The 11,630-nt window shown below is 44.5% G+C and carries 11 protein-coding genes; 5 read left to right on the forward strand and 6 right to left on the reverse strand.

The features are described 5' to 3' along the window. The 5 genes from AB3112_RS04485 to AB3112_RS04505 form a co-directional block, all read right to left on the reverse strand. Nucleotides 1-1,391 (reverse strand): NAD-dependent succinate-semialdehyde dehydrogenase (locus AB3112_RS04485; protein ID WP_367334024.1); only part of this gene is annotated, 1,391 nt, incomplete at its 3' end. Nucleotides 1,392-1,581: 190 nt separating this feature from the next. Further along, complete coding sequence (locus AB3112_RS04490; protein ID WP_367334025.1) at nt 1,582-2,931, reverse strand: MFS transporter; 1,350 nt, start codon at nt 2,929-2,931, stop codon at nt 1,582-1,584. Nucleotides 2,932-3,038: 107 nt separating this feature from the next. Beyond that, a complete protein-coding gene (locus AB3112_RS04495) occupies nt 3,039-3,485 on the reverse strand; it encodes a universal stress protein (RefSeq protein WP_057909931.1) in 447 nt (148 codons plus the stop codon). A gap of 71 nt (nt 3,486-3,556) precedes the next feature. Then, a complete protein-coding gene (locus tag AB3112_RS04500; protein ID WP_367334026.1) occupies nt 3,557-5,131 on the reverse strand; it encodes an Nramp family divalent metal transporter in 1,575 nt (524 codons plus the stop codon). Between the two features lie 176 nt (nt 5,132-5,307). After that, nucleotides 5,308-5,775: a MarR family winged helix-turn-helix transcriptional regulator gene (locus AB3112_RS04505; protein WP_367334027.1), complete on the reverse strand. Its 468-nt coding sequence runs from the start codon at nt 5,773-5,775 to the stop codon at nt 5,308-5,310. Between the two features lie 114 nt (nt 5,776-5,889). On the opposite strand from AB3112_RS04505, the gene AB3112_RS04510 reads away from it, so the two are divergent. Then, nucleotides 5,890-6,483, forward strand: coding sequence for an NAD(P)H-dependent oxidoreductase (locus tag AB3112_RS04510; RefSeq protein WP_084973230.1), 594 nt, complete (start codon nt 5,890-5,892; stop codon nt 6,481-6,483). A gap of 51 nt (nt 6,484-6,534) precedes the next feature. Continuing rightward, the gene (locus AB3112_RS04515; protein ID WP_084973232.1) at nt 6,535-7,314 is read left to right on the forward strand and encodes a tyrosine-protein phosphatase; all 780 of its coding nucleotides are present in this window, start codon (nt 6,535-6,537) and stop codon (nt 7,312-7,314) included. Nucleotides 7,315-7,358: 44 nt separating this feature from the next. Here AB3112_RS04515 and AB3112_RS04520 read toward each other — a convergent pair whose 3' ends face one another. Then, nucleotides 7,359-8,219, reverse strand: a complete 861-nt coding sequence (locus tag AB3112_RS04520) for a helix-turn-helix transcriptional regulator (protein ID WP_084973233.1) — start codon at nt 8,217-8,219, stop codon at nt 7,359-7,361. Between the two features lie 178 nt (nt 8,220-8,397). Here AB3112_RS04520 and AB3112_RS04525 point away from each other — a divergent pair, with 178 nt between their 5' ends. The 3 genes from AB3112_RS04525 to AB3112_RS04535 are packed head-to-tail and all read left to right on the forward strand — an operon-like array spanning nt 8,398 to nt 11,282. After that, nucleotides 8,398-9,516, forward strand: a complete 1,119-nt coding sequence (locus AB3112_RS04525) for an acyl-CoA dehydrogenase family protein (RefSeq protein WP_367334028.1) — start codon at nt 8,398-8,400, stop codon at nt 9,514-9,516. Between the two features lie 12 nt (nt 9,517-9,528). Continuing rightward, nucleotides 9,529-10,302, forward strand: a complete 774-nt coding sequence (locus AB3112_RS04530) for an electron transfer flavoprotein subunit beta/FixA family protein (protein ID WP_084998076.1) — start codon at nt 9,529-9,531, stop codon at nt 10,300-10,302. A 14-nt stretch (nt 10,303-10,316) separates the two neighbouring features. Next, complete coding sequence (locus tag AB3112_RS04535; RefSeq protein WP_367334029.1) at nt 10,317-11,282, forward strand: electron transfer flavoprotein subunit alpha/FixB family protein; 966 nt, start codon at nt 10,317-10,319, stop codon at nt 11,280-11,282. Nucleotides 11,283-11,630: the final 348 nt, after the last annotated feature.

The following is an 11,630-nucleotide window of genomic DNA, read 5'->3' on the forward strand; positions in this document are numbered from 1 at the left end:
GCTAAATTATCCATGTTTGGCTTGTCAGTCTTAACGATTAGTTGCTCGTTAACGAATGCCATTTGGCCAATGTGGCTCATTTCACGGCCGTAGCCTGAGAGTTTAACCCCACCAAATGGAAGTTCAGGTAATGTTGACATAAAGTTGTTAACAAAGACCATCCCAGTTTCGATTTGTGAAGCAACTTCAGCACCGTGGTTAGCGTCGCCTGCAAAGACGATTCCACCCAGTCCATAAGGGTTGTCGTTAGCAAGATCAATTGCTTCTTGCTCACTGTGAACCTTGTAGACACATGCGATTGGGCCAAATAATTCAGTCTTGTATGCTGGATTATCTTTATCAATATCAGTCAAAATTGTTGGCTTGAAGAATTGGCCTGGTAAGTCAATTGGTTCGTTGCCATAAACAACTTTGGCGCCATTGGCGATCGCTTCATCAAGTTGTTTTTGTAATTTATCCTTTGATTTCTTGGTGTTCATTGGCGCCAAGCTCGTCTTAGGATCAAGTGGGTCGCCTGGTTTGAGTTGGTCAAATTTTTGCTTCAAATTCTCAACGAATTCATCGTAGACATTGTCCATCACAATGAAACGCTTGGAAGATGTACATACTTGGCCAGTGTTGTAGATACGTGCCCGCCATGCAATATCGTTGACATCATCCATATTTGCATCGCCTAAAACGATAAATGGATCCATGCCGCCCAATTCCATGGTGTTCTTCTTCAAGTTCTTACCAGCAGCACCAGCAACGGCTGTACCACCACGCTCAGAACCGGTTAAAGCAACGCCTTGAACACGAGGATCTTCGATTGCTTCGGTAACCTGATCGTATGAAAGGAACAGGTTGGTTAATGAACCTTTAGGGGCCCCAGCTTCAGCAACCACGTCAGCAAACATCTGGGCTGAGGTTGGTGTGTTGGCAGCGTGTTTTAAGATCATTGGGTTTCCGACCATGAAGTTAGGTGCGAAAACACGCATGATTTGGTAGTAAGGGAAGTTCCATGGTTCAACCATCATGACAACGCCAGTTGCGTGGTGCTGAATTTCAGCATCCCCAGTTGCAATGGTATCAATCTTTTCAGGTTTTAATAATTCTTCACCATGGTCTGCGAACCAGTCAGCGATTAACGCAACCAATTCAACTTCGCCTCTTGATTCACCAATTAATTTACCCATGTCAATTGTGCAGGCACGAGCCAATTCATCTTCGTGATCACGCAGCTTGTCAGCAACGTTATGAAGGATCTTAGCCCTTTCCGAAATATCTTGTTTCTTCATTGTTTCATACAAATCATGACCAGTTGCCAATGCAGCCTGCAGCTCGTCGTCAGTCGCAAATGGATACTCCTTTACAACTTCATTGTTGAAAGGATTAACAGTACGATATGCCATTATATAACCTCCTATAATTTGGATAAATCTGTAACGCCCTAAATTAAATAGACATTTCAACATCCAAATATAGAATATCATGTCATGAAAATGGATACAACAAAAAGCATTGTGATTTTCAAAATAGTTCACAAGGTCAATAGTAAACATATGTCATTTCTGAAAATAGGTTACATTTCACAAGACGGTCTTAAGCCGTAACAGGCACCTTTTTCGTATCCTTGATTTTAAATACCAAGAAAATGGCAATTATTTCCAAGATGAGAAACGTGAGGAAAACGCCGTTGAAGTTTTTGTCACCCAAAACCACAGTGGCAATCACAATGGCGGTTGACCCCATAATCTGTCGAATCGTGGCGATGATTGATGATCCATGGGGGATCAAATCGTTGGTCAATGAATTGGCACCCAGCGTCGTTGCCGGCATCATAGCGAATGCGTTACCAGATTCGATGATAATCGAGCAAAGAATGGCCACCCACACGTTCTTCAAACCTGACAGCAGCAATAAGGCAGCCCAGCCGACGATAAACAGGCCAAAGCCAATCATAATCACCGGCTTAAAGCCGATTCGATCTGCCAGTCGGCCGCTTCGCCGATTTAACCAGGACAACACTGCAGCGGCTGGAACAAGCGCCAATCCTGACCAGAGTGGTGTCAGTCCAAGAATCTGCTGGTAGTATAGCGGCATGATAATCGTAACCGTAATCAGTGACATGTAGGACAGCGAGGTTAACGCCACGCCCAAATCAAAATTTAAAATCGACAAAATATCTAACCGAAGTAATGGTTGTGGCATTCTCAATTGGCGGCGAACAAACAGCACCAACAGAATTAATGAAACAACTAAAATAATCCAGTTCAGATAACTGCCGGAAGTCATATGTGAAAGTTCGTTAATAAAGTACAGTAGACCAATGATTCCAAGCGACATGAAGACCGACACAAAGTCGAACTTCGTGGATTCAATCTTCAGTGGACTAACAACTGTCTTGAGTGCCAACAAGAACACAATCGTCAACGTAATGAGGAAAAAGGCAAAAATTGCTTCCCATGGGAAAAATTGCAGCAAGACCCCGGAAATAATTGGACCGACCGCTAGTGCGGATCCCATTACCAGGCCTACGGTTCCCATGACGGTTCCCCGTTGACTGGTTGGTGTGATTTCCAGAATAATCGATTGGTATGACGGAAATAAGACACCGACGCTAAATCCTTCCATTAACCGACCTAACATCATCACCAAAAAATTAGGCGCCCAGATAATAATTAACGTTCCGACCACAAAGTTGACCAGCAACGTCAGATATAATGGCTTAAACCGAAAATTTTTCATCAACCACGGCGACAGTGGCATCACCACTGACATGATCAGCATGAAGCCGGTCGTTAACCAGGCAATCGTACTGGCCGGCAAATTAAAGTAGCGCATAAAAGTCGGATAGGCCGTCGATAAAGACGACTGACTAATTGACATGGTAAATGTTCCCAGCAGCAACGTGGCAATGAACCACTTGCGGCTTTTTTCTGTAAGTTCCAAGATAATCCCCCTTTTTGACTTATCAAAATAAGGCTGGGACACCGGTAAAATCCCGATATCTAAGCCTTCTTGTTTGATTAATCCTATTTATCTATGAATTCTCGAAACTATCGGACGATCATTACGGAAATCGGTGAATATTTGGCCATATAGGCTGCTTGGGAACCAAAGTACTTTCGTACGCCAGTCTTTGAAAGTGATCCGACAATCAACAAATCTGCGTTGGTTGCTGGAATGACCCGCTTCACGATTGTCTCACCAGGGTCTCCCTCATCAATGACGGTGTCAACCTGCTTAACACCTGCCCGCAAAGCCAACTGACGATATTGTTCAATATGCTTGGCCAGCTCTGAGCGCTCACCGTGAACATAGTCCTTGCTTAAAGCCTGAAATACATTGACATTATCTTCTTCAAGAATTGAAGTGATGATTAGTCGTGCGTTTGATTGACGAGCTTCGCGGATTGCATAACGAAATGCAAGTTGTGCATCCTCCGAATCATCAACACCCACTAAAATCCGGTCAAATTTTTGACCACCTGCTTGATTTGCCATTCTAAACATTCCTTTCACACATCATTTAATCTCTCTTAAAAAGTACTAAGTTTATCACAACTCTATTTATACTACTCTTCGTGGGCTGCTTCAAACTTTGCCTGCAATTTTTTGTTGGTCTTATGGATATCCCAAATCATCCAGGCCAATAGTGCCAGCACAAGGAAAATAACAACGTATGAAAGATTGTCAGCCATTGCAACCTGCCCCTTTGACGCATTGTCGCCTAAGAAGGCTTCAAACTGTCCAGGCAGTATATTCATGTTCAGGAAAGTTAACGCAATAACTGAAATAAAGACAAGAATCTTGATAATCCATGAGTTCTTGAAGCGGTCATGCATTTCAATCTTATTATCCGTGAACATCAATAACGGCAACATTGAAAATGGCAAGGCAAATGCCAGGAACACCTGAGAATTATTCATCAATGTATTCAAAGCCTCATGCTGCTGGATTGGCGATTCTTCGCCAGTCATGGCCACACAAATCAAAACGGGCACAACTGAAATTAAACGGGTCACCAATCGACGCATCCAAAGCGGCATGTGCATATGAATAAAGCCTTCCATAATGACTTGACCAGTTAACGTCCCAGTAATAGTGGAATTTTGACCTGAAGCTAACAATGCAACGGCGAACAAAATGGAAAGGATTCCTGATTTCGCCACCGCAATCAAAACCCCGTTGCTTAACGTTGATGGGTCTGATAGTGCTTGGAATAAGCCGAAGAACGAGGGATCTTTGACGGTGCCACTCTTAAATACTGCAACTCCCATGATCAAAAGTAAGGAGTTGACCAAAAACGCCATTGATAATTGAATGTTTGAATCCCATGTTGAGAAACGCACCGTTCGAGCAACGTCTTCTTCATCGCTATGATCCACTTTTCGCGTTTGAGAAACGGCAGAGTGGAGATACAGGTTATGAGGCATCACAGTCGCACCAATAATCCCCAGTGCACCAGTCAAAGGTGTTTGGCCACCAATATGGGGTGACGAAGAGAATGTTTCACCGTTTGGCACCAAGCCTTTGAAGACGCCGAGCCAATCAGGATGGGATAAAGCGACTTCGTAGGCGAACACGACGAAAATAACAAGGATCAAGCACACCACGATCGCTTCAATCTTTCGAAATCCAATCTTGGTTAACAGCAATAATAGCAATACATCAAATACAGTAATGAAAACTGAAATAACTAGTGGAATATGGAATAGTAAATATAAAGCAATTGCGGCCCCAATAACTTCCGCAATATCAGTCGCCATAATGGCCAACTCGGTTAGAATCCATAAAACATACCCAAGGGCACGGCTAGTTCTGGCCCGGATGGCCTGGGCCAAGTCCATTTGCGTCACAATGCCCAGTTTAGCTGCCATATATTGAAGCAACATGGCAATTAAACTCGACATTAAGATAACGGACATCAATAGGTATTCAAAATTTTGTCCACCGGTAATCGAAGTCGACCAGTTACCGGGATCCATATACCCCACGGCCACTAACGCACCGGGCCCTGAATATCCAAATAACGTTCTCCAAAAACCTTTTCCCTTTGGAACAACAACTGTTCCGTTAATTTCTTCCAACGAAGGACCATTCGCATAGTGAATCAAATGTTCCTTTTTTGGCTTTTTTTCGTCTGACATCGCAGTACCTCCTCTATGTTTGTACAATTCTAATGTTAGCATAGTTTAAATCAATGTAAATCTTTAATTAGGCTCGCCTAACTTTGATTTAATAAGTAAGAGAAATCCTTTTTTGGTATATCAAGAATGAAAGCGGTTAGCAGTTTCCGAAATTATTTTGAATTTTATTTGGAATCTTACTGGCGGATTTTGTTGATTGCGGCTAAAAAGGATGCGATTGTTTCCAACTCACCTTTAGAATAACCGGCCGCTAATTTTTCAAGCTTAACGGCCTCAACTTGATGATACTCATGGTGAAGTTGATTGACTTTCTCACCAGCCGTCGTTAACTGAACAAAGGTATCTTTCTTATTGTTTGGCTGGTGAAATTTGGACACTAATCCTTTAGTAGTCAGCTTGCTGAGGACCTTTGAAACCGCCCCCTGTGTCAATGGCACTGAATCGACAATCTCCGCGATTTTAGCACTGCCGTCTTGTGGCACCGCACTTAAGACGTGAAGGTCATTGATGGTGATTCCCATTCTGGTATTGACGTCACCCAAGTCGGTTTCTCGAATTTTTTCCAAAATCGTCTCGTCGATATCATGGCTCCGAAACGTCTCCAATTCAGCTGCAATTGTTTCAATAGCAATTTTCTTTTTCATTTTAAATTCCTCGGAATATATATTGACTTTAGATTTAATTTGATTATAATTATTATATTCCTTGGAATATAAAATTAAAAGCAACTACATCAATCAAATTTAAAAGAGGTTTTTATGAACTATATTATTGTATTTGATCATCCCTATACCCTGAGTTCCAGTCAGAACGTTCCCCATCGACGCAGCTACAGTGCGGCCGTTGCCCAACACACTATTGATTATTTGAAGAAAGCCGGTCACAGCGTTGATGTAATCGATTTACATCAGGACAATTTCGACCCAGTCATGCATGCGGCCGACTTAGCGGCATGGCGAACCAAAGCGTCATTGAATCCTCAAGTCGACGATTATTTTGACCGCTTGAAATCAGCCGATGAAATCATCTTTGTTTTCCCGTTGTGGTGGGAAGTCATGCCGGCAATGACGAAAGGCTTTATCGATAAGGTTTTCAGCAAGAACCGGATCGTCTCAAAGCACCCCAAAGTCATCTTGCCAAAACAGCCGACCATCCAAATTTTGACGGTTGGTGGAACCCCCACCCTGCTTTATCGATTGGTATACGGAAATCCCGTGATGAAAGCACTTGGTCGGGGTACATTTAAAAAGATCGGGCTGAAAAAGGTCCGCTGGCATCATTTCAACCCGGAAGATGAAACAGTCAGTAAGCGTCAACGAGATTTAGAGCACATTGAAAAGTACTTAAAATAAGTGTCTTCCAGTTCATGAGGCTTATAATGGTGCTATCAGGGGGAATTTCGCATGACAATCACGCTTAAAAAGTTGTGGCTGGCGCTGGGCGTTGGCTTGGTTGCACTCACCGCCAGTTGCGCATCGTCTGCCAAGGCACCCAATCTTGGCACCCACATCAAACTGACAAGGACCGCCAATACCCGCGACCTTGGCGGCATCAAAACAAAAAATGGGCTGCATATCCGACAAGGACGACTATTCAGATCAGATGCTTTGACCAACCTCACGCACCACGATCGATTGGTCTTCCAAAAAACATACCACGTTAAAGCTGTACTTGATTTCCGCTCAAAGCCGGAAATCAAGCTGCGACCGGATAGCCGGATTTCTGGTGCCCGTTTTTATCAGCTCTATATCTTAAGCAACTTGTCGTCGGGCCGCAACCGCATGCCGCGATATTATCACCAACTTGTCACGGGTAAACAGGATATTCGGGCATATCGATCGATGTTCAAGATTCTGCTCCGACAAAAGCAAGGGGCTGTTTTGTACCACTGCACCTATGGCAAAGATCGGACCGGTATCGCGACAATGTTGATACTGAGCAGTTTGGGCGTCCCCAAAACCACCATCATGAAGAACTACTTGGCTTCCAACCGTTACTTAACCGCGTCAAAGCTCCCGCAATACAAAAAAGGCCACTGGACACCTGTCCGATCAGCCTATCTCAACGCGGCATATTCAGCGATTGACCAACGATCAGGTTCGATGAAACAGTACCTAAAGTCCGAAATGCACCTTTCAACTACCAACATTCAAAAGCTGCGAACACGCTACCTGACCAAATAAAGCACTCAGACCACCATCTCAAATGAGATGATTGTCCGAGTGCTTTATTTTTGGCTATTTTGCTCGATTTGGTCAATTTGTTTGATGAGATTTTGGTTCTTGTTGAAGCGGGCAAAGGCAGCCGCGTCATTCAAGAGCTCCTGAACGTGTTCGGAGTATCCGTGGCTGGCCTGTTCGTTTAGGGCTAAATGATACTGGGCACGGGCGACGTAAAAGGTGACGTGCCGTTGTGAACTCAGATTAATCAGCGACTGAAGCAACATGTTGCTGATGTCCAATTCATTTTGCGCACCATAAAAATTCCCGGTGTAAAACAGCATCGTGAGTGACTTCCAAACCGAATCGACATCGGTGTTGGAAATCGTCTTCAACCGTTCCGGCATTTTTGAAAAGTAGAATTCTGCTTTATCAAAGTTGCCGGCCTGCTGGTAGGAAATCCCCATGCCCACGTATGCCAGTGGTGAATAAACGGTGCTGTGCTCCTCATCATAGCCGTTCAAAATCTGATCAAAACAAAAGATGGCTTCGTCAACGTCTTCTCGGCTCAATGCCAATGCATACCCCTTGATGAACAAATATTCCATTTTTATCTGCTTATCGTCAATTTGATCAATTTGAATGCTGGACAAAATTTTTAATGCTTCGTCATACTCTGTCGTAATCAGGTCAAATTCCGCGTGCCGCAATTCGTCCCTGACTTCGGAATCGTTATCCGACTCACTGGGGAAAATGTCGCTCAGTGAAAGGCCCAACCGCTGGCAGAGTTGTGTCAAAATCTTAGTCGAAATCATCTTGCCGTTATTTTCAAACTTACTAATAGTGGCTTGCGTACAGATTCCCTTAGCCAATTCGCTTTGGGAATAACCAAGCTCTTTTCTGCGATTAATAAACCTTTGAATGTCCATTTTCCCACTGCCTCCTGGTTATCCCCGAAATTATTTATGACCTAATATTATCATACTATATAAGCTTACATCAACCATCACGTCATTTTATATACGATATTATATTGACTTTTGGAATAACGGGCTATATAATTTTGGAATATAAAGGATTGTGAACGCATGCACAGGAGGACTCAATATGTCGATAACATTAGATCAAAACAAAATGCTGATTCAAATGATCAAGGAATTTACTGCCAACGAATTAGCCCCACTTGATATGGAAATTGACCAACGTGGTGACTACACGGACGGCTTGTTCCAAAAGGTCGTAGACACCGGCTTGCTGGGAATGACCCTTCCCCGGGAGTTTGGCGGTGCCGGCTTTGACTACGTTGCCACAGCCCAGGCACTTGAATATATGGCTGCCGGAAACGCCAGTATGGCTGTTACCTTGGAAGGTCATTTCAAAACGATCGAACAGTTTATCAAAGATGGGAATAAAGCACTTAATGATGCTTACCTCCCCAGTGCAACAAAACGAATTTTTGCTTTCTCGATGACCGAACCGTCCGGAGGCTCCAACCCCAAAGGAATCTCAACCCGGGCCATCAAGCAGGGGGATAACTGGGTCATCACTGGCGACAAGATTATGATTACCAATGGTGGTCTTGCGGAAGTCTACTGCGTTCTTTCGAAGACTGAAGATGACCAGTTGGCCGTCTTCGTGGTGGACAAGGATATGCCCGGATTTAAATTCGGCAAACGAGAAGATTTCATTGGCTTAAAGGGCGTGCCGGTCGGAGAAGTCGTCCTGAATCACGTGATCGTTCCCGAAAGCCATTTGTTAGGCGTTGTCGGGCAGGGCTTGGAGATCGGTGATAACGCCCATGCAGACGCGCGGATTCTGATGGGTGCCGTACTTGCCGGCATCATGGATCATGAGTTGGCCACGGCTGTCAGCTATTCAAAAGAACGAAAAGCCATGGACACGCCCCTTTACCAACTTCAAGTCACCCAGGAGAAAATCGCCGATATCGCCATCGCCAGAGAAAATACCCGGGCATTATATCAAAAAGGCGCCACAAATAAAGTGGCCAACCAACCGTATGATGAAATCGCCGCAATGGCCAAGTCATATGGGAGCCGGTCGGCTGTTTTATCTGGAGACAAAGCGCTTCAGATTCTGGGCGGTTATGGCTACAGTCACGAATACCCGGTTGAACACCTCATCCGAGATGCCAGAGCCATGGAGCTCGCTGAAGGAACTATTGAAAAAATGAACGTTGAAATCACCAATGCAGAAATTGCCAAGTAAGGAGTGGACTTCATGAAAATCGTTGTCGGCATTAAACAAGTTCCAGAAACAGATTCAGTCAAAATTGACCCCAAGACAAACAACCTGGTCCGATCAGGAATCCAGGGAATAATTAATCCATTTGATAAAAATGCAATAGAAGCGGCCCTTCAGCTTCGTGATCAAGCAGGCGGCGAGGTGATTCTCCTCAGTATGGGACCCGATAGTTACACGACGTCACTTCGAGATGGGATGGCAATGGGCGCAGACCGTGCAATTTTGGTGAGCTCACGGGCGTTTGGTGGTGCCGATACGCTGGCAACCGGTTATACCCTGGCCAAAGCAATCGAAGCCATCAAAGATGTTGATTTGGTGTTATTTGGTCGTCAATCCGTGGACGCAGATACCGGCCAGGTGGGACCGATTGTTGCCGAATTTCTTGATTTTCCACAAGTTACTTTTGCGGAAACGTTGAGCTTAGAATCTGCCAACACCTTAGTTATCGAACGCCAGCTGGATTCGGCCGTTCAAGATATTAAGCTGACCCTACCAGCGGTCGTGACCGTTCGAAAAGAACTGAATACACCGCGTTACGAAACCCCGTCGAATATCAAAGAAAGCTTCGACAAGCCAATCACCACCTGGACTGAAAAGGATTTAGACCTTGATCCGTCAATGATTGGCCAAGCCGGTTCCCCCACCAAGGTCACCAAGGTTTATGCGCCGACCAAAGAAGTTAAGAAAACAACTGTCTTACCAGATGACCCAACCCAAGCTGTTTCAGAACTGCTTGGCAGCTTGGATTGAGAGGAGTCAACATGATGAATAACAATGAAATTTGGGTATATATCGAAACAAGCGGCTCCAGAATTGAGCCAACCAGCCTTCAGCTGATTACCAAAGCAAAGCAGATTGCTGACGGTCGTAAAGTCGTTGCTGTCGTTCCGGAAACCACTGCAATGACTATTGAAACAACGCTTAAACAATACGGTCCTGTCCGGATTGAAACGTTGGTAGCCGATCAATTCGCAACCGCAACCGATGAAGAAATCGCTGACGCACTCTTCCAAGTGATCAATCACAACCGACCAGACAGCTTGCTTTTCCCAGCTACTATTTTAGGGCGATCAGTTGCACCTCGTCTGCAGGCAAAGCTTCAGACCGGCCTGACTGGCGATTGTTTGGATATCTTCTACAAAGATGGCCAGCTGGTTCAAGTTAAGCCGACCTATGGAGATAACGTGATGTGTGATATTGTCTGCCCAGACGAACGGCCACAGATGGTTACCGTTCGACCAAACACTTTCCGGGCAGAGAAAACCAACGATACTGTCTCAGAAATCACCAAGGCTGTCTTTGATTTCCACAAGCAAGCCGATAGTCAGGTAATCGCCACCGAGCCAATCATTAACAGCTCCTCTAAATTAGACGATGCCAAAGTTGTCATCGCCCTGGGTCGCGGTGCCTATAACGAAAAAAACATTGAACTGGCCAAAGACCTGGCCGCAAAACTCGGTGGCATGGTCGGCGTCTCCCGGCCATTAACCGACGAACCGGAATTCACCCACGATGATCAAATCGGCATTGGCGGCGCCAAACTATCAGCCGACCTGTTAATCAACTTGGGAATTTCCGGAGCGGTCCAATACACCGTTGGAATTAAGAATGCCAAAAAGATCGTCTCGGTCAATATTGATAAGGATGCACCAATTTTTGAAGAATCGGACTTCGCCTACGTTGGTGATGTAACGGACTTTTTGACTGCATTCGCAAAGCAAGTCAGGTAGCATCATCGATTTAGTCATTTAAAAGAATCCGAACTGACTACCAAACAATCGCCCAGCGGTGAAAGAACCCGAATTGTTCTTTCACCGCTGGGCGATTGTTATACGCACTTTATCATAATTATCTGGAAAGTATCTGGAAAGTTTTAAAATGATGACTTCGCGGTATCTACCCATCTATCTGTTCACTTATTGACGGATCGATCGGCAGTTGAATCAATCGAGGCTCTGATAGTACTAAGATCCTAGAAGATTATCGGTTGACATATCTATTCATCTATCTGTTTATAACGGTAAAAATCATCAAGCAGTCGTGGACTTTTTAAAGCCCTTCGAAAGTCATTTTAACAA

This window comes from Lentilactobacillus sp. (assembly GCF_040773105.1).
Taxonomy (GTDB): domain Bacteria; phylum Bacillota; class Bacilli; order Lactobacillales; family Lactobacillaceae; genus Lentilactobacillus; species Lentilactobacillus parabuchneri.